Origin of the sequence: Xenorhabdus siamensis (assembly GCF_037996745.1) — a bacterium.
GTDB lineage: Bacteria > Pseudomonadota > Gammaproteobacteria > Enterobacterales > Enterobacteriaceae > Xenorhabdus > Xenorhabdus indica.
In genome coordinates this window covers 78,245-98,617 of sequence record NZ_JBBMXE010000021.1, presented here as the reverse complement: position 1 = coordinate 98,617, position 20,373 = coordinate 78,245, and the positions used below count along the sequence as shown (strand labels likewise).

The following is a 20,373-nucleotide window of genomic DNA, read 5'->3' as shown; positions in this document are numbered from 1 at the left end:
ATAGGTAGTACTACTTCTCTCTCGGTACACCTGTAATTCATTTAACAAACATCGAAACCAGGATAAACTTCATGAATGCTTTACCTATTGTAGCCATTTTATTGATGTTATTTTCTTGTTTAGTGAATGCTGATGAAGTAAACACAGACTTAGATAAGAAAAATGAAGCAGCAACTGCGCGTTTCTTTAGTAATCTGATTGAGACTAATAATCCGAATATTGCAGAACTAACTATGGCAATGAGAATGATGCCTAAAGGTGCAGATATTCATCTTCATTACTCTGGTGCAATGTTTGTAGAGAGTTATCTTGACTGGTTAGGGGATAAAGGATATTGCATTTATGATAGATCTGAGCCGAAACTTAAAATAGAAATTTATCAGGTAGAAACACGTCAAAAAAATCAACTCCCGGAGGGAAGTCAGCAATTTTGTCTCGATAAGGATGAGATCATCGCAAATAATACCTTCTACCGGAAATTATTGGAGGTATGGTCAACCAAAGATTTCTATAACCATTATGATATACAGAAAGCCCCGGATCAGCACTTTTTTAACACCTTTAATTATTTTAGCCCGTTAGCAAATCAAGATCTAAGGGCTGGATTTACTAAATTAAAAAATCGGGCCAAATATGAAAATGTTCAGTATTTGGAAATTATCTTACAAGAGGCGCCTTCTGTTGAATACCCAGATCTTGCGAAAGTGCTTGATACGTTAGATCCAAATGCCGATGAAAACGTCGTTTTCGCAGCGCTGGCTCCCTATGCAGAGTTTATGGCTAAGGACCCAAATTTTACGAAAAGTATATCTAACTACATCCAAACTGGAGAAGCTGCGATTTCTGGCATGGACGATGATAAATTTCGTGTTCGAATTCAAGCCTATGCTTATCGTGATGAGCCACGCGCTATTGTATTCTCAAGTTTATATTCGGCATTTTCAGCAGCACATACCAGCAAAAAGATTGTCGGTGTGAATATCGTTGGGGCGGAAAATGATTACATCTCAATGCGTGACTATAAGTTGCACATGTTAATGTTTCGGTATTTAAAAATTCTTTTCCCTGATGTCCATTTATCTCTGCATGCAGGGGAGCTGGTTAACGGAATGGTTCCACCAGAGGAGCTGGCAAATCATATTCAATATGCTGTAGATATCGCAAGAGCTGATCGGATCGGACACGGCGTTGCTATCGCCAGGGAGGAGAATGCTTTGGCATTACTCAGTATACTGAGAGAGAAGAAAATACCTATCGAAATAAACCTGACAAGTAATGGCTTCATTCTTGGAGTAAAAGAAAACAGCCACCCGATAAAACTTTATCAACGTCATGGCGTTCCTTTCGTGATATCAACTGATGACCCTGGGGTTCTTCGTAGTGACTTAACTCAAGAATTTGTAACCTTTGCCATAAACTACAAGCCATCATATGCAGATATCAAAAAAACGGTGTTTAATAGCATTCAATATTCTTTTCTAACCCCAGAGGAAAAATCGACAGAATTGGAGGATCTGCGAGCCAGGTTTTTAGTTTTCGAATCAGAGATCGCAAAGATAGAGAAAACGCTGCACAAAAGTGCGCCTGAACTAGCTGAGCTGGATTAACCTCAAGTCGGCGTTTGCGCATATAAAAGATCGGCTGCACGATTACACAGCTCTGTAAAGATAGCAATTTCGCCCTGAGACATATTAGCAGCCACGATATCAGCCATATTGTGGCTGCTGGACTCAACCCGCTGTAAAAATATTAATCCCTTCTGGCTTAATTTAGTCACCAATTCACGCCTATCGCTTTCCCCTGCTTCCTGTTCAATGAGTTCTTTATCTTTCAATGAACGCAGGATCTTAGATGTTTTTGAACGGGTATAACCAAGCTTTTCGCCAATAACACTGGGTTTTATGGGTTGATACTGTCGAAGTAAATATAAAGTATCATATTGTGCCCAGGAGACACCTTCCGGATTTGTAATGGTTCTTCTTGCGACAAGAACACACTGGAGTCTGCTCAATGCTTCTTCAAAGGGTGTTATTGCCGCATTATAAGTATTTTGATTATCCGTTTTCACATGACCTTCTTATATAACCTGAACGTTGGATGCAACTTGAAATCCACAGGGCATATATACGGCTAGAAAACAGTAAAAATCAAGGAAGAAAATTGCTTCACAGTTACTTATATTCCGGTTCATATTTTTTGTCCATAAAATAAGCAATCAATTTCGTAAAAGTTCTTACAGTGATATCCGGAAAATCAAATCCACAATTTCTAATCATCTGATGTGTCATTTGGTTGTTATAGGTATTGTTACCAATAGTCAAAGTTTGTTCTTTAAACAGATGAACTAATGAACCTAATGCTACATCATCGCCATTAACAACCATTTTTTCGAGTTTTTCCAACCAAACTGACTGAGAAACAGTTTTGATGTTATACCCTTTGTGTTTCAGTGCCAGATACACCGGGGTAAAGTCAGTACCTTTAGGATGAAATAAATGGAAGTTATGATGACCGGGTATTTTATTGGAAACTGATAATGTCACAATGACTTGGCTGACAAAATCAACAGGCAATAGATCTGTATTTAATAATTCTGGGTATAGCGCAATTTCCATTTGGATAAAACTTTTAATCTGACGCCACAGAAAATCATCGTCCTGACATGCACCAGTGACACTGTCACCAGATATTCGCCCTATTCGGTAAATATTGATATCGACACCTTGAGTTCTGGCTTGTTGTATATATTGTTCAGCTACCCATTTACTTTGAGTATAACCAATAGATAGTGAATCTGGATGATCCGGAAAACAATATTCTGTAATGGGTTGTTTAGGATAGTCTGGTGCAAATACTGCAATTGTAGAAATGTATTCAAGTTTCTTGCGTTGATGGTGACAACAGAAGTTAATGATTTCTACCATACCATCTACATTTGTCCCTTTAACGGAACTGTATGGGAGAACAAAATTAATATGAGCGGCTGCATGATAGATTTTAGCCACTTGCTCTGACAATAACTGATATTCTTCCTCATTTAGGCCAAATCTGGTTTCAGTAATATCTCCCGCCACAATTTCAACACGTGAAAAATCGATATCATGATCGATACCATAGCGATGAGCATTTTTTATTATACGGTTTAACCCTGCACTGCTATTTGTTGCCCTGACTAAACAAAATACTTTACCAGTCAGTTGCTGAAGTAACGAACGAAGAAGATAGATACCTAAAAAGCCCGTTACTCCGGTGAGCAATACACCATCACTTTCCGACAGGCTTAGTTGCTGAACAGAAGTCCAGTCGTGCTGTATGGATGCGTCGTTAATGAATGTGTTCTTTGGTTCGTTATGGTTTTTTTGGTCACTATTTAGATAGTTATCAACAGAAGCGGCCATATCACGTAAAGTAGGAGTGCTGAACAGTAACTTGAGGGGAAAATCAATATCAAATTGTTTGCGCAATAAATATACCAATTGTGTTGCTGACAGTGAATGTCCCCCAATATTGAAGAAGTTATCTCCTGCTTTAATTTGTCGGTTTGGCAGAACTTTTTGCCAGAGTGATTTTACTTTTTGTTCAATTGAAGTCAGGCATTCTTCAGAGATACTACTATTTTCAAACTTACCAGTTGCAAAATCTGATACTTGGTTTATCTCAACAACATGTAATGCCTTACGATCAATTTTTCCGCTTGGGGTCGTTGGAAGATCAGATAAAAATACAAACTCATTTGGGATCATGTAATCTGGCAGATGAGTACGTAATTCAGTTAATAGCTCGGTGCGTTCTAATGTCGCAATTGTGGTTGCCGCTATGAAAGCCACCAGCATTTTATTACCTGCGGAGATTTCTTTGCCAATCACAGCAGACACTTTCACGCCATCCAATGAATTGAGTACCGCTTCTATTTCTGATGGTTCAATCCTGAATCCACGAATTTTTAACTGATTATCCAGACGCCCAAGGTACGTGAATGTATCATCAGATTTTAGCTTTACCAAATCACCCGATTTATAAGCATGTTGGCTAAATACACCTGGCCAGTTTCCGGTTAGAAACCGCGTTTGGGTTTCATGCTCTTTGTTGTGATAACCGGGAGAAAGAAAGTCACTGACAATCCAAAGTTCGCCTGTTGCCCCCGCCGGAACCATGCGTTTGTACTCATTAAGCGCGAGCAGAGTAAATCCAGGTAGTGGATATCCGATTGATGCGCTATCCCCCCATAAAGATACATCTGTCGGCATGATATAAGCAGAACAGACATGACTTTCTGACGGGCCATAGAGGTTAATCAATCTTCGGTCAGCATTGAACATATGCTTAATGTCAGAAGTGAGAACCAGTTGTTCACCGGTTGAATAGACTTCTTTAAGCATCGGCAGTTGGGCTTTATTCATAACGGTTAATTGAGCCAAATGTTGCAGCGCAACATAGGGAAAATATGCGCGGCGAATTCCATTTAACTCAATAATATTTTGTAGATAATGCAGATCTTTACGTTCTTCTTCATCTGCAATATATAACCTGCCTCCGGTACACAACGTACCAAATATTTCCTGCACGGAAACATCAAAAGACAAAGACATGTAATGCAAAGTGCAATCACCTGCACTACAGGCAGAGATCCCTTTTTGCCATTCCAGCAGATTAGACAGTGTCTTATTCAGTAGACGTACCCCTTTAGGTTGACCTGTCGAGCCAGATGTATAAATGATATATAACTCATCATCCGGTTTACGTTGTACTGATTGCCAATTAACATCTTGGGCGAATACCATTTCATCTAATATAACTTTGGAAATAGATACAGACGTTGCTGCAACAAGTTCACTTGTGGTAACGATACAATCCAGTGCTGCATCTTGAAGCATATATTCAATACGTTCTGAAGGATAATCGGGGTCAATAGGAACATAAGATGCACCCGTTTTTAAAACGGCCAGTAAAGCAACGATAGAATCTTCATTTCGATTTAACAACAATCCGACCCGTGAACCTACACCGATGGTGTAATTTGTATAGATAAATTCAGCCAACTGATTAGCCCGATGATCTAACCATCCATAAGACCAATGGTTATAGCGTGTCATTAACGCAATATTATTCGGGTGATTTTTCGCATACGTTTCAATCTCCCTGATAAAACATTGAATACCCGAATCGGAAAGTGGCGTACTTGAACGATTAGCTATACAAAATTGTTCATCTTGTGTCAGGATCTCAATTTCACCTAGAGTCTTTTTCCCCCATTCCCCTATAGATAAAGTGATTTGCTTATATAGTTTCAGCCAATATTGTATCGTGTTGCCTGCAAATAGTTCGGCATTAAATTCCATCACTAACTGATTGGATGTTCCCGTTTTAATAAAGAGGGTTAAGTCATATTTAGCTGCCTGAATATATCGTTCGGAAAGTTTTACTGGAAAAGGAAAATCCCGGAATACATCATTGGTAGTGTCAATCATGACAAGCAGTGTCTGAAATACAGGGTTAGCTAATCCAAAGTTTTGACCAGTATCAGCAACCATGTCAGCAAAAGGTAACTGTTTGTTTAAATGAGCCTGAACAAAACGCTCACTCACTGACATTGCAAATTGATTCACTGTAATATCTGCATCTAAATACGACCGGAATGGTAGTGTGTTGACCAAATATCCTACTGTTTCCTCAAAATCAGTGTTGTCACGCAGCGTAAAAGGAATACCGATAGTGATATCTTTCTGTCCAGACAGATTATACAGTAAGAACTGCCAACACATGGCCATATACATAAAGGGAGTCATTGCAAGGTTTAGTGCCTGCTGAGATATTTTCAGTACTTCATCATGGCTAAGTTGCACGTGAAGATAACCTGCTTTAGTTCCTTTGTTCTCTTTTCTGGGAAAATCAGTCGGAAGATCTATCATAGGAGGATAAGGAGTAAGTGTCTGCTTCCAATATTCTTTCATTATGGAAGTTTCAGGTTTGGCTAATAGTTCTTGTTGCCATTGAGTAAACGCCAGATAGTCAGCACCGATTTTCAGATTTTTTAGATTTTTCAGATAATGGTCTTCTTTGTCTCTAATCGGTTCAGTTTGATCACAGTTTTCAGACAATTTGTTTTCAGATAATTCGCTTTCAAGTAAATGACAATAATATTTGAGAATATTTTTTACAATAATACGTACTGAAGGTGCATCGACGATAATATGATGGAAGCAACATACCAGCCAACACTGTCTTGATTCATCTGTTATCAAACAGATATCGAATAATGGCCCTTTTGCCAAATCATATTGTTTAGAAGCCATCTGTTGAATAACGGTTTCCGGATGAAAGACCTCAGTAAGTGTTTTATGGACAATATGAATATGATCGGGCTGTTCTATGACTTGATAAAGCTGCTTTTGGTTAAATGCAAAGCGCGTACGTAAAACAGGTGTGATTTCAACAAATTGAGTGACTGCCTTTTCCAGCAAATGATGATCTAAATGCGTCCCGATTTCTACAAGTAATGGGACATTGTAACATTCAGGTTGGATCAATACCTGGTCAAGTAGCCATAATCCTTTTTGCCCTTGAGTACTGGGTATATATGTCCTGCTACTTAATTCAGGTGCATGGTCGGTTAAGTTATCAATTAAATTATCTAGTGACGAAGAAGAAAGGATAATGTGTGTATTCACCGGCAGATCTAAGAATTCAGAGAGTAAATCTGCACATCGACTGGCATCATTAGCAGAAAGAGTACTTAGGTCGTATTCATTATTATGCCATTTGTTTTCACTATGCCACTGTAAATGCCGTTGTAAAAAGTTATCCAATGTATCCTTAACTGCTTTATATAAAGTCTCATTTTCCATCTTTTCTCTCCAGCCAATTTTTCCTTAATTGAGTTGCTAATTTTTCGATACTACCCGCTGAAAAAACATCAGCAGGCGAAACGTGAATCCCAAGTGTTTTACTGACAAGAGAGGCTAACTTGATTAGATGAAGGGAGTTCACACCTTGTTCCCAAAATAGAATCGCTGGATCAAGGTTCTTGTCACCTGTAATTTCTTCCCAGATTAAGAGAACCTTTGTTTGTACAAAATCAGTTTGTACAGAATCATGCTCAGAGTCATTTTGCTTGTGTATTCCATCAGCGATAAGCTGAGTCATCTTGAACCGGTCACGTTTACCATTTTTATTCATCGGTAAAGAGTTAACATGCGTCATTCGTTCTGGAACCATATAAGACGGTAATTTTGAATTTATAAACTTGCGTAGTTGAATGTCGGATAGCGGGCCTGATTTACTCAGATAACAGGCATGTAACAGCGGTTCATTAGATGTTTGTTCTATAGTTACAATGGCATCTTCTATTTGAGGATGTGAACGTAGTATATGTTCCACGCCCGTGATTTCGACTCTAAAACCACGAATTTTACATATGTGGTTACCACGCCCCAGTAGTGTGATATTGCCGAATTTATCTCTTTTAGCCCGATCGTCAGTGCGATAATAGCGTTCATAAATACCATTAAGATCTAACCAGACAAAACGCTCTTTGGTTAACACAGGATCTGAGTATCCTTCGGCAAGCCCTGCACCGCTGATACAAAGTTCTCCCGGAATATCCGGCCCACATATTTCTAAGTTATCATCAAGTACAACCATCTTGACAAGAGGAAATGGACAACCAATAGGAACAGGGGAATCAGGATCGAGTATTTCGGTTGGCGATATCTCATAAATAGAGGAAGAAGATGAATTTTCAGTGCATCCCATTCCATTAAATATACGTCCTTTACCCGCTTTAGCTGCAAATGAAAATAGTCTGGGATTAACAAAATCTCCTGAAACAATCACACAATTAGGTTTATGTAAAGTATCGGGGTAAACTTCTACAAATAACCGGAAGAGTCCGCCAGATAGAAAAAGAATAGAGATATTTTGGCGTTCAATGATGTTATTAATTTCTACTAAATCAGGAATATTTGACGGATAGATGACAAGCGTGGCGCCAGTAAGAAGACTCATCCAAATTTCACTGGTACTCGCTGCGAATGCGGGGTCCGCAAGCTGTAAATAACGGTCATTTTCTGTATTACCTAATTGACTGACAGGAATCGCAAGGCGGGCTAAACCACAATGACGGATAATCACACTCTTGGGTTTACCAGTGGAACCTGATGTCAACAATATCATCATTGGATCTGTCGCAATGAGTGTTTCAAACACGGCGGGCATATAACCTAAATCACGCGTTTTCAAAAACAGGTTTTCTACAGAGATAAATGGGCAATTTATAGGTGCGCTATCCCCTTTTGATTTGAACGTCTCATCAGTATCTGAGATCAGTAAACTAACATCAGCGACCTTGAGGCAATCTGCCTGATATTGTGCAGGATTACTATGACTAAGTGGCACAATAACAGCACCAAGCCGGATCACCGCCACCAGCACCAAATATAACTCAAGGCAACGAGTTAACTTGACAGCAATTTTATCGCCTTTTCTACCCCCCATTCTTTGCAAAACAGAGGCTATCTGGGTTGATTGATCCCAAAGTTCACGATATGACAGTACCTCAGAATTAAATACTAATGCTGTTTTATTTGGGTATTGATTTACTATCTCAAATAAGAGGTCCGGTATAGCATGTAACTGCTCGACATGTTTTATTTTCATGCAGAAAACCTCCGCATATTTAATATAAATTAATTCAGATATACTAAATAATGCACTCAAAGAGAAATAATCCTGTTAGACATAACTTCTCAATAAATAGGTGTTTTAATTATCTGAAAAATTTGATAGAACAAAGTCTACAACGCTACTTTGAAATCAGTCAAATGACTTTTTTATTATTCAAAAAATAAAACTTCATTAAAACATAATGTTATAAATATTACAAACAACAGTTGCCCTTTAAAAATTAACAATATATGGATAAATAAAAGACCATTTATATTATTCAGGCAGGATAAATTAATCTATTAATATAAAATGTTTAACTCCAGTATTATTAGAAATGGAGTTAAACAATCAGGAAGAGTTTAAAAGCAACACTTAAGATAAAACTATTTTTTATGGCAGTGCTGGCGTAAATATTCGGCTGTCAATGAGTTACCCTGTTCAAACATCTCCTGTGGTGTGCCGCTGAACATCACTCTTCCACCATCAGTTCCTGCACCTTCACCTAAATCAATTATCCAATCGGCTGCCGCAATAATGTCCATGTTGTGTTCAATGATCAGGACAGAGTTTCCCTGCTCTACAAGGCGGCGAAATAACTTAATAAGGACCGCCACATCTGAAGGATGAAGCCCGGTTGTCGGTTCATCAAAGACATACATATCACCTTTATTATTCAGGTAAGTTGCAAGTTTCAATCTTTGGCATTCTCCACCGGATAAATGATCAAGAGACTCCCCAAGCCGCATATAACCTAATCCAACATCTTGAATATGTACTAATGTTGGGTAGATCTGACTATCTCCCTCAAAAAAATTTGTCGCCTGAGCAATACTCATATCCATCAGATCAACAATCGTTTTACCTTTATACCTATAATTTAAAGATTTTTTATTGTATTTCTGCCCGTGACAAGCTTCACAAGGCAAAGTCACAGAATCCATAAAAGCCAAATCAGTTTCAATGACACCCAATCCGTTACACTCCAGACAGGCGCCTCTGGCATTGGGTGAAAACCATGACTTGGTCACATTATTAGCCAGCGCAAAGCGTTCCCGAATGTGATCAAAAACCCCGCTCCATGATGCAATATGAGAACGCTTAGAGGTATGGAGAGGTTTTTGGTCGATAACAACAGCATTTATATATCTGGGAACAACCTCCCCCATAATCAGGGAACTTTTACCTGAGCCAGCCACACCACTGACAGCAAGCATGACACCCATCGGTATATCAATAGAAATTTCTTTTAGGTTATGCAAGGTTGCATTTCTTATGGGGAGATAGCCAACGGGTTCTTTCGGCGTTTGGTTGAGATGGGTTATTTGGGACAGATATTTTCCAGTTACTGTCCCAGAGATACGTAATCCATTAAGATCACCTTGATAAGCAACAGCTCCACCGTTGTCTCCTGCGCCGGGACCTAAATCAATCACATGATCTGCAATTTTGATGACATCGGGATCATGTTCGACCATTAAAATAGTATTGCCTTTATCACGTAGTTGCCGAATCAATGCATTAAGTTTTGTAATATCAGCCGGATGCAAACCAGTACTGGGTTCGTCAATGATATAAGTCATTCCGGTGAGACTACTGCCTAAATGACGCACCATCTTTAAACGCTGAGATTCTCCTCCTGATAATGTCGTTGTTGAGCGATTAAGATTTAAATAGCCAAGGCCAACAGAGCACATTGACGCTAAACGTGCTTTTAAGGTATTGAGCAGCGTACTTACTGAAGGGGCATTTAATGTCGCTATAAATTGCCTCAGCTCTACAATCGGCATATCTACACAATCACCGAGACTCTTACCCTGAATTAAACATGAACGGATACGTTTATTGAGTCGCTGCCCGTGGCAGACAGGGCACTGTTTCATTGAGACAATATCCTGAAATTCTTCGCTTTTTTGCTCTTTGCTATCCTTAACCAAATAACTGCGCGTAAATCGGGTAATAACGCCTTCAAATCGGGCAGATTTAGGCCAATCAGGAGAAGGCGCTGTCGGTACGACGTTATCCGCATAAAGTAAAAGTTGGCGTTCTTCTGTAGTGTAATCAGCAATTTTCTTGTCATTATCAAACAAACCAGAATGAACATATCGGCGCCACCGCCAAGTACCCGGCGCAAATGTGGAATATTGAATTGCGCCTTCATGCAATGATTTGTTTTCATTCACCAGTCTTTCAACATCTATGGTGCTGGCAATGCCTAACCCTTCACAGTTTGGGCACATACCTGATGGATGATTGAATGAGAAGATATTGGAATAACCGACAAAGGGTTTACCGATTCTGGAAAATAAAAGTCGCAGCAAAGTATAAATATCTGACGCCGTACCAACCGTAGAACGTATATTTTCACCAATACGTTTTTGGTTAATGATAATTGCAGTAGTGAGGTTATTTATCTCATCCACATCCGGATGACCATAGTATGGCAACCGATGCCGGATATAAGACGGGAAAGTATCATTAAGCTGTCTTTGAGATTCCGCAGCAATTGTACCGAATACAAGGGAGCTTTTACCTGAACCTGAAACACCTGTGAATACAGTGATAACGTTTTTAGGAATGTATAGATCAATTCCTTTAAGGTTATTTTGTCTCGCACCACGAATTTTAATTGTGTTTTGTTCATGATTTCTCATTTAATTCACCTTTCACGCGTGACTCATACCAACATCGGGAAAAAAACACACATTTATTCTGTCAGGTGGCAGACTATAGCATCGCGATATGTAATTTCCAAATGGAAATCATATTTTGCATTTGTTAGAAAATTTACCGGGGATATAAAAATAAATTAATGACTATAGTTTCCTTTAGGAAACTATATTTCTACGACTTTTAAAGCAGGAAGTGAATGTCATGTCAGGAGAGGTAAGAAGAAGATTTTTTCAGTTTATGAGAATAACCCTTCGTCTTCATCATCGTCATCACCAAATATTTCCTCTAATATTTCTAATAACTCGTCTTCATCTAACCAACCATTCCCGCTCATACTTCCCGTCATTTCTTTTTCAAAAAGCTTACATATCTTATCTGCTGCTATCTTGGAATCTTCATTCAGTTCAATCAGGGTTTCAATCTTCTTACGTAATTTCATTTTCGCCTCAGTTAATTTTTAGGTTTAAGATGGAGAATACATTCAACGAACTACATAAACACACGACAGATAATATTAGTTAAAATTTATTTTAAGTTTGAGATCTGCATCAGGCTTTGTACAGGAATTCACATTGCCCTGACGTAACCGTTTGTTCCTGCTGCCAATCCATAATATGGGCGAAACTGAGCGGTAAAATACCGCTCAGATTGGTTATTGTTTAATGATGACTTGGGAAGGAGAACTGAGCCGCTTCATGACGTTCACGCTTAATCCAACGTTGTGTGATAGTGTACAGTGGTCATTTCACCATTAATGAGATGCGTAATTGTTTTCATATTTCCGACTTTCCTTACTTAATCCGATGTAAAACATCGCCCACTGCATTGAACAAACGGTCAAGGTCATCGGGTTTAGCATTAAACATCGGACCAAATTGCAGAGTATCGCCACTAAACCGGACATAAAAACCCGCGTTCCACAGCGCAATACCTGCTTCAAAAGGACGGACATTACTATCATCGTCACGCGGTGCGATTTGAATTGCCCCAATCAAACCACAGTTACGAATATCAACAACATTCGGACAATGTTCGAGCCCATGCAGTGCTTGTTCAAAATGAGGAACTAATTCAGCGGCTTGTTGGATCAGGTTTTCTTTTTCCAATATTTCTAAAGTCGCCAAACCAGCAGCGCAGGCAACGGGATGAGCCGAATAAGTATAACCGTGGTTGAATTCGATCATGTGTTCAGGGAGTGGTTGTGACATGAAAGCATCATAAATGTCACTGGAAACAGTGACTCCACCAAGAGGAATAGCCCCGTTAGTAATCTGTTTGGCAAAATTGAGAATATCCGGAGTGACACCGAAATAATCTGCGGCTGTCCAACATCCCATACGGCCAAAACCAGTAATAACTTCGTCAAAGATTAACAAGATATTATGTTGGGTACATATTTCCCGCAAACGCTGTAAATAACCTTGTGGCGGGATAATTGCCCCAGCAGAGCCAGCAACAGGTTCAACGATAACGGCAGCGATATTACTGGCATCATGTAGTTCTATGAGATTCAATAACTCATCGGCCAATTCAGGGCCACCCGTTGATGGGAGCCCTCTGGTGAATGCCATATCACTTTGCAAAGTGTGTGGCAGATGATCAACATCCATCATTTGACCAAACATCTTACGATTTCCACCAATACCACCCAGACTTGTTCCACCGACATTAACACCATGATAGCTACGCATTCTGCCAATCAATTTGGTTTTTGTCGCTTGTCCTCTTATACGCCAGTAAGCACACGCTATTTTTAACGCTGTATCAGCAGTCTCTGACCCTGAATTGGTAAAAAAGACATGGTCTAAATTACCGGGCATCTGTTGAGCGATTTTATCTGCCAATCTGAATGACAGAGGATGGGCATATTGGAAACCTGGAGAATAATCTAATGTACCGAGTTGTTCTGAAGCAGCCTGACGGATTTCCGAACGTGAGTGACCCGCTCCACAAGTCCATAACCCCGATAAGCTGTCATAAATACGACGACCTTTATCATCTATTAGCCAATGCCCATCCGCAGAGACAATCAGCCGTGGATCTTGCTGAAATTGACGATTAGCACTAAATGGCATCCAATGTGCTTTCAGGTTCAGGTCTTGGAAAGAATCAGCATGAGAGGAATGAGTTTGAATAGTATTGTTATCTGACATTTTGTAACTCCTCATATTAGAATTGTAACAAAAAGTTGTAACGACAAGTTTGCAACAAAATGATATTCAAGTTAAATCTCATTTATCGAATCATCAGTTATGAATTTACTCACGCAAATGAAACTATAAACTCTAATACTGACGTACTAATCAAAAGTCCCCAAAATATTTTAACAAAACTAATAAAAATGCAGTAAGATTGGTATCCAATCGTCAGTATTGATCTGGGTCATTATTTTGTTATCACTTTTTCATCTATCACAACGCAGAACACCAGCGTTAATTGCCCTATTGGCGATTATGATGTTGTTCATCGCTCCGGTGGTATCAAAAACACTGGAGCACAGCCGTGGTATAAAAAGTGAAGCATGTCATGGTATGTCGATACCTGAGATGCAAAACAGCAATCATCATGGCGTCGCTCATATCCATATGGGGTTGATGGACGATATTGCCTGTGGTTATTGCCAGCTACTGATTAATCTGCCGTTGTTGTCGGGAACATTCGTTCCTTTTCTCCTGCTGACATTGACGATTTCTCGTGCACCACCAACACCCTGTTTCTCTGGCCAGACGATCCGGTTGTTCTACGGCGAATCACAACCACGTGCCCCACCTCTTAATTAATCCGCTTACTTGAAATAAATCATTTATTTTTCTTGCCTTAAGTCGTCTTTCATAAGGCAGGCTGGTATTGCTCTAAACAAATTCAAAAACAGGATTTGTTACTCATTAATTAAGGGATATTTTTCATGTCTAGTACACAATTATTTCGCGTCTCTCCTCTGGCTACAGCGTTAGCAATTGCATTCTTTATGCCAGCCAGCAGCTTAGCTGTCACGAAAGATCAGATTGAAGAGACGAAAGACTCACACACCATCCATGAGCGTGAATCAGTAATAACCGTAACCGCGCCGGCTGTTTCACCACTTAGTGTTTTCTCCTCACTTAAAATACCTCGTCAGCCTGTGCCTGCCAGCGATGGCTCGGATTATCTGAAAACTATCCCCGGATTTTCCCAGATCCGTAACGGTGGAACTAATGGTGACCCTGTATTTCGCGGTATGTTTGGTTCTCGCTTGCGTATGTTGATTGACGATGGTGAAGTTCTGGGCTCTTGTCCATCAAGAATGGACGCTCCAAGTTCTTACATTTCACCAGAGAGCTATGATGTATTGAGTCTGGTCAAAGGGCCACAAACTGTTCTTTGGGGGCCAGGAAATTCAGCAGGCACTATCCGCTTCGAACGCTCCCGTCCGCAATTTGAAGAACCTGGTGCTAAAGGCAATGCCAGCACAGTTGTTGGTTCTAACGGACGTTGGGATGGTAACGCAGATTTGAGCTTCGGTAATCAGCATGGTTATATGCGTCTTATTGGCAATAAATCTCGCTCTAATGATTATAAAGATGGTGACGGATACCGTGTTCCTTCCCACTGGAATAAATGGAATACCGATGTCGCGTTGGGATGGACGCCTGATGAAGATACGTTACTGGAATTAAGCGCAGGGCAAGGTGATGGAAAAGCACGTTATGCCGGACGTGGGATGGATGGCTCCAAATTCAAACGTGAAAGTTTGGGAGTACGCTTTGAAAAGTCCAATATCGGCGATGTGTTTGATAAGTTTGAAACCAACTTTTATTACAACTCTACCCGCCATGTGATGGATAACTTATCCCGCCCTTCTCTTCCAGCAATGGACATGGGACATGGTATGAATATGAAAATGGCCCATCAACTGGATCGCCGCACTTTTGGTGGACGTATGATGGGAACATGGCTCTGGGAAGATTTCAGATTACAGAGCGGTGTGGATATGCAGACCAACACCCACCGCAATCAATCTCAAAAAGATGCCCGATTCCGTGATTATGGTATTTTCGGCGAGCTGACTTGGGATGCAACTGAACAAAGTAAAGTTATCGGTGGTGCGCGTTTGGATCGTGTTTTAGTCGATAAATACACTCAAGACACTCAGGAAGCACGAACAGATACTTTACCCGCAGGTTTTGTCCGATTTGAACATAACCTGAAAGAGCTCCCGGTTATGCTTTATGCCGGCGTAGGTTATACCGAACGTTTCCCTGATTATTGGGAACTGTTCCGTTCTAAAGGTAATGCTTTCAAGAAATTGCAAACAGAAAAAACAACGCAGTTAGATATTGGTGCACATTATAACGATCAGAATCTGAAAGGTTGGATTTCAGCTTATGTTGGTAAGATTGATGACTTTATTCTATTTCACTATGTGGACAGTAAAGTCAGCCAGGCAAGTAACGTGGATGCCACTATTTTGGGTGGAGAAATGGGAGTTGCTTACCATCTGAATAATAACTGGAAAACGGATGCAAGTCTGGCTTATTCCTGGGCGCGAAATACTTCCAATCATCGTCCATTACCCCAAACTCCGCCACTGGAAGCACGCTTGGGTTTGACCTGGGAACATGGTGATTGGGCAAGCAGCGGTTTGCTGCGTTTGGTCAACAGTCAGAACCGGGTTGCAATCAACGAAGGTAACGTTGTCGGGAAAGATTTTAACCGTAGTGCTGGTTTTGCCGTTTTCTCTGCCAACGCTGCCTATAAGGTGACCAAAGATATTCAGATTAGCGCTGGTGTTGACAATATCTTTAACAAAACTTACAGCGAACACCTCAATCTGGCAGGAAATAGCGGCTTTGGTTATTCGGCCAATACGCCAGTAAATGAACCTGGTCGTACTTATTGGGCTAGATTTAACGTAAAATTCTAAACATTAGCCTCCCAGACTTTGCCCTGAATCATATCGGGGCAAAGTCTTCACCATTTCTTAATGAACTTTTTTATTAAAGTTATTTTTACACTGCATTAAGAAATATCTTCTTAAAAAGATACTTTTATGGAGCGATAATTATCAGAGGAATCCTAAATGTCGGATTCATTCGTCAACAGCCAATGACGCAATAACATAGAAAGTTGTTCTTGCTGTTCACTGGATAATGCCCCAAGAATTTCCCTCTCATTTTCCAGATGACTTTCAACCACTTTATCTATGAGTTCTTTTCCTTCCGCAGTCAAAGAGACTTTGCAACTGCGTCGATCTTTAGCATTTGCAACACGCTCAACCAGCCCTCGTTGTACCATATGCTCAATGCGGGTACTCATTGCCCCTGAAGTCAACATAACGGATTGATACATCTCAGTTGGTGTAATTGGTGTGTCATAACGGCGTAGTGTCGCAAGAATATCAAACTCAATAGCGCTCAAGTTGGATGCCTTGAAGATAGGCTGTAAGCGCTGTTCAATAATTTTATTTGCACGGTATAAACGCCCAATCACACCCATTGGTGAAGGATCAAGGTCTGGACGCTGTTGCTCCCATTGTATAAGTAAACGGTCAATGTGATCGTACTTCATGTCTTTTTCCCTATTCATTTGTTTTTGAGAAAAGATACTTGATAAAATTTATATAGGCTATTATTTTAATTTACCTTTACATAAAGATACATTTTGTATGAATTTTACTGTTGGTTTTTAGTATCTAAATCATCATTCAGGAAATAGAAATGCTGCGTAATATTTTTCTCACCGCAGTAGCTCCAATCGTATGGGGTTACATGACTTAACACTGTACACTTTCAGTAAATAGCCGCTGTCTTTTTTCGAAAGCGGTATTCACGCCCCGAATACAAAGGGTAACATTCGCCAGGTATCTGTACATTGGTGAAGGCGGTCCCTCGCAGGAAGGTGTATTAGTCAAGGGGGATTGAATGGCAAAGAGCGTATGGCGGAATAACAATTCTTCACATTAATGGCTGTTATAACTAGACATTAAAAATTTGGTCAAAAATGGCTTCTTTTTAATTTATAAAATTTGTGACTAACTGATTTAACTAGGCTTTAAACCGAACCCATAATTTCCACTGGTTGACTCCCCATTTTTTATGGGCGAATGATATCTATACCGTATAGGGTAACACATGTACTTGAAAGCTTGTGCAATCACTTGGGCCATCCAGCCTTCTGATGCCAAAAGCACGGCCTTGATACGGTCACGTACTCTTATCAACAAAAATGCCGATCTTAAATATCGGCACCTTGCTGTGAACGAGGCGATTAATTTAATGCTTTAACGCTTCAATTTTATCCCGGCTCAGTCCAGTACTGGTGACAATGATATCCAGACTGATGCCATGCCGTAATAATGCGCGGGCCGTTTCCAGTTTTCCTTCCTCCCGGCCTTGTTCGATACCTTGCTTGATACCTTGCTCAATACCCTGTTCGCGCCCTTTTTGTTCAAGCTCTTCTACAATGGTCATCAACATTGTTTCATGCTCCGGGGATTGTTCAATCAGTTGATGGACAAATTGTGAAAGATTCAGCGTATGTCCATTCAGTAAAATATAGCTTAACACAACATTGCGCTGTTCGTCGCTATTATACCCTGCATTCAGCAAGGCCACCAAATGAGGGACCCATTCCAGCATATCCCGGCAGCGGATATGCTTTTGCACTAGTTCCAGCAAGGCAACGCTTTTGTGCGTCAGGATCTCTTCATCACTGAGCATACTGACATCCACCAGCGGAAACGCCTAATTCCCTGGCCGTATCAGGCTGCGTTAAAAAATGTTTGAATAACGCGTCATGGTGAGGCTTTTTTGCTTTCTTTGCCACAATCCCGTCTCCCTGTCTTGTCAGTTAATAATTCACATTCACTAATACTATAATCTCTCTGGAAAATCGGCAATTAATGGACTATTTATTATACCCACCTCCGGCCAATCACCCAGCCCTATTTCCATAGTTGAATAAAAGAGCACTGCTTTATTCAGAATGTTATATTGAGGCTATGGGCAACAAGTTTCCCAGTATCAAAAAGACTGGCAAAAAAATATTATTACACTCAACCATACAATAATATATATTCACTTAACTCAAAGATTCGGGCCCCATTACCGGAAAGCGAATTTATTCGCTTTTTCTCGGAGCGTGAACAGTCAAATTTTTCTGGCATGATTTATTTAAAATCGGCATCTTCAAATCAAACTGATTTATCAGATTGAGTTGTGACTAATGCACCTCTTCCATGATTGCACTTTTTATACGAAACCACGTATCATTACATTCTTATTTTATATGGAGATGAAAATGAACGTTAAAAATATTAAGCCAACTATCATTATTAATGAAAATGGCTTTATCACTCTGGAAGAAATCTATCAGATTGCGACAAAACAGAAAAAAGTAGAAATATCAAAAATTGTCATGGATATTTTGAACCGTGGCCGTAAAAAATTAGAAGATAAATTAAATTCAGGAGAAGTAATATATGGAATTAATACAGGGTTCGGAGGCAATGCCAATTTAGTTGTGCCGTTTGAGAAGATCTCAGAACATCAGAAAAATTTATTAACTTTTCTTTCTGCTGGTACTGGGGACTATATGTCCAAAACTTGTATTAGAGCTTCACAATTTACTGTGTTACTTTCTGTTTGCAAAGGTTGGTCTGCAATCAGACCGATTGTCGCTCAAACAATAGCCGATCATCTTAATCATGATATTGTACCCCTAGTTCCCCGGTATGGCTCAGTGGGTGCAAGCGGCGATTTAATTCCTTTATCTTATATTGCACGTGCATTATGTGGTATTGGTCAGGTTAATTATATGGGAGAAGAAATTAGCGCGGCTGAAGCAATTAAACGAGCAGGATTGATCCCGTTATCCTTACAAGCAAAAGAAGGTCTTGCTCTTATTAATGGCACACGGGTAATGTCAGGTATCGGTTCAGTTACAATTATTAAACTGGAAAAACTATTAAAAGCGACAATATCTGCTATTGCATTAGCTGTTGAAGCATTACTCGCGTCTCATGAACATTATGATGCCAGAATCCAGCAAGTAAAAAATCATCCGGGTCAAAAAGCAGTAGCCTGTACATTGCGTAATTTATTAAAAGGTTCGACACAGATCGATTTATTAGCGGGAATTAAAGAACAAGCGAATAAAGCTTGTCGTCACCAAGAAATCACTCGGTTAAATGATACCTTGCAAGAAGTCTATTCAATTCGTTGTGCCCCGCAAATATTAGGCATAGTTCCGGAATCTTTAGCTACAGCTCGAAAGATATTGGAGCGAGAGGTTATTTCTGTGAATGATAATCCTTTGATTGATCCAGAAAAAGGTGATGTCTTACACGGTGGGAATTTTATGGGGCAATATATTGCACGAACTATGGATGCATTAAAGTTGGATATCGCTTTAATTGCCAACCATCTTCACGCAATTGTGGCACTGATGATGGATAGCCGTTTCTCTCGTGGATTACCAAATTCACTTAGTCCAACTCCCGGCATGTATCAAGGTCTGAAAGGTATCCAACTTTCACAAACAGCCCTAGTTGCTGCAATCCGCCATGATTGTGCTGCGTCTAGTATACATACTTTAGCAACAGAGCAGTACAATCAAGATATTGTTAGTTTGGGTCTGCATGCTGCGCAAGATGTTCTGGAAATGGAACAAAAATTACGCAATATTGTTTCAATGACAATATTAGTAGTCTGTCAGGCAATTTATCTCCGTGACAATATTAGTAAACTTGCACCTGAAACAGCTAAATTTTACCAGGCGGTACGCGAAATTAGCCCTCCTCTAGAGGTCGATCGTGCATTGGATAATGATATATTCCGAATTGCCGATGCAATTATTAATGATCAACTTCCTTTACCAGAAATCGTTCTTGAAGAATAAAATGACTGAAACTCTTCAATAATAATCTTCCGGCTAATTAAAATGGCCGAAACGGCCTGATATCCGTTCCGACCTTGATACTGCTATGCCACAGAGTCCCCCGCTAGGTTTATAGGCTCCCTGCCTAGCTGGTGACAGTGTAACTCGCTAATCACACTAATA

At 39.9% G+C, this 20,373-nt stretch carries 11 protein-coding genes and 1 pseudogene; 4 read left to right on the top strand and 8 right to left on the bottom strand.

The features are described 5' to 3' along the window. The first annotated feature begins 71 nt into the window (after nt 1–71). On the top strand, nt 72–1,607 hold the full coding sequence (locus tag AAC852_RS19430) for a hypothetical protein (protein WP_340622411.1): 1,536 nt from the start codon (nt 72–74) through the stop codon (nt 1,605–1,607). A 2-nt stretch (nt 1,608–1,609) separates the two neighbouring features. On the opposite strand, the gene AAC852_RS19425 is transcribed toward AAC852_RS19430, so the two are convergent. The 6 genes from AAC852_RS19425 to aptA form a co-directional block, all read right to left on the bottom strand. Then, the gene (locus tag AAC852_RS19425; protein WP_340622410.1) at nt 1,610–2,068 is read right to left on the bottom strand and encodes a MarR family winged helix-turn-helix transcriptional regulator; all 459 of its coding nucleotides are present in this window, start codon (nt 2,066–2,068) and stop codon (nt 1,610–1,612) included. Nucleotides 2,069–2,171: 103 nt separating this feature from the next. Further along, nucleotides 2,172–6,845, bottom strand: coding sequence for a non-ribosomal peptide synthetase family protein (locus tag AAC852_RS19420; RefSeq protein WP_340622409.1), 4,674 nt, complete (start codon nt 6,843–6,845; stop codon nt 2,172–2,174). Next, the gene (locus tag AAC852_RS19415; RefSeq protein ID WP_340622408.1) at nt 6,835–8,655 is read right to left on the bottom strand and encodes an AMP-binding protein; all 1,821 of its coding nucleotides are present in this window, start codon (nt 8,653–8,655) and stop codon (nt 6,835–6,837) included. The genes AAC852_RS19420 and AAC852_RS19415 overlap by 11 nt, the downstream gene beginning before the upstream one ends. 392 nt (nt 8,656–9,047) lie before the next feature. Next, a complete protein-coding gene (locus tag AAC852_RS19410; RefSeq protein WP_340622407.1) occupies nt 9,048–11,315 on the bottom strand; it encodes an ATP-binding cassette domain-containing protein in 2,268 nt (755 codons plus the stop codon). 254 nt (nt 11,316–11,569) lie between these two features. Continuing rightward, complete coding sequence (locus tag AAC852_RS19405) at nt 11,570–11,773, bottom strand: hypothetical protein (RefSeq protein WP_340622406.1); 204 nt, start codon at nt 11,771–11,773, stop codon at nt 11,570–11,572. Nucleotides 11,774–12,125: 352 nt separating this feature from the next. Next, nucleotides 12,126–13,487 (bottom strand): omega-aminotransferase AptA, encoded by a 1,362-nt coding sequence (aptA, locus tag AAC852_RS19400; protein ID WP_479715111.1) that lies wholly within the window; start codon nt 13,485–13,487, stop codon nt 12,126–12,128. A 237-nt stretch (nt 13,488–13,724) separates the two neighbouring features. Here aptA and AAC852_RS19395 point away from each other — a divergent pair, with 237 nt between their 5' ends. Beyond that, entirely contained in the window at nt 13,725–14,114 is a 390-nt protein-coding gene (locus AAC852_RS19395; RefSeq protein ID WP_340622405.1) for a DUF2946 domain-containing protein, read from the top strand. A gap of 125 nt (nt 14,115–14,239) precedes the next feature. Then, on the top strand, nt 14,240–16,237 hold the full coding sequence (locus tag AAC852_RS19390; protein WP_340622404.1) for a TonB-dependent copper receptor: 1,998 nt from the start codon (nt 14,240–14,242) through the stop codon (nt 16,235–16,237). A 152-nt stretch (nt 16,238–16,389) separates the two neighbouring features. On the opposite strand, the gene AAC852_RS19385 is transcribed toward AAC852_RS19390, so the two are convergent. Both AAC852_RS19385 and AAC852_RS19380 read right to left on the bottom strand, forming a co-directional pair. Beyond that, a complete protein-coding gene (locus AAC852_RS19385) occupies nt 16,390–16,881 on the bottom strand; it encodes a MarR family winged helix-turn-helix transcriptional regulator (protein WP_340622403.1) in 492 nt (163 codons plus the stop codon). 704 nt (nt 16,882–17,585) lie between these two features. After that, nucleotides 17,586–18,056, bottom strand: a pseudogene (locus AAC852_RS19380) (Rpn family recombination-promoting nuclease/putative transposase); the annotation flags it as partial. 556 nt (nt 18,057–18,612) lie between these two features. Here AAC852_RS19380 and stlA point away from each other — a divergent pair. Then, nucleotides 18,613–20,211: a phenylalanine ammonia-lyase StlA gene (stlA, locus tag AAC852_RS19375; protein ID WP_340622401.1), complete on the top strand. Its 1,599-nt coding sequence runs from the start codon at nt 18,613–18,615 to the stop codon at nt 20,209–20,211. Nucleotides 20,212–20,373: the final 162 nt, after the last annotated feature.

Excerpts from the sequence above, each read along its gene's own strand:
- AAC852_RS19430 (WP_340622411.1), top strand. The coding sequence starts at position 72 with ATGAATGCTTTACCTATTGTAGCCATTTTATTGATGTTATTTTCTTGT.
- AAC852_RS19420 (WP_340622409.1), bottom strand. The coding sequence starts at position 6,845 with ATGGAAAATGAGACTTTATATAAAGCAGTTAAGGATACATTGGATAAC.
- AAC852_RS19415 (WP_340622408.1), bottom strand. The coding sequence starts at position 8,655 with ATGAAAATAAAACATGTCGAGCAGTTACATGCTATACCGGACCTCTTA.
- AAC852_RS19410 (WP_340622407.1), bottom strand. The coding sequence starts at position 11,315 with ATGAGAAATCATGAACAAAACACAATTAAAATTCGTGGTGCGAGACAA.
- AAC852_RS19405 (WP_340622406.1), bottom strand. The coding sequence starts at position 11,773 with ATGAAATTACGTAAGAAGATTGAAACCCTGATTGAACTGAATGAAGAT.
- aptA (WP_479715111.1), bottom strand. The coding sequence starts at position 13,487 with ATGTCAGATAACAATACTATTCAAACTCATTCCTCTCATGCTGATTCT.
- AAC852_RS19390 (WP_340622404.1), top strand. The coding sequence starts at position 14,240 with ATGTCTAGTACACAATTATTTCGCGTCTCTCCTCTGGCTACAGCGTTA.
- AAC852_RS19385 (WP_340622403.1), bottom strand. The coding sequence starts at position 16,881 with ATGAAGTACGATCACATTGACCGTTTACTTATACAATGGGAGCAACAG.
- stlA (WP_340622401.1), top strand. The coding sequence starts at position 18,613 with ATGAACGTTAAAAATATTAAGCCAACTATCATTATTAATGAAAATGGC.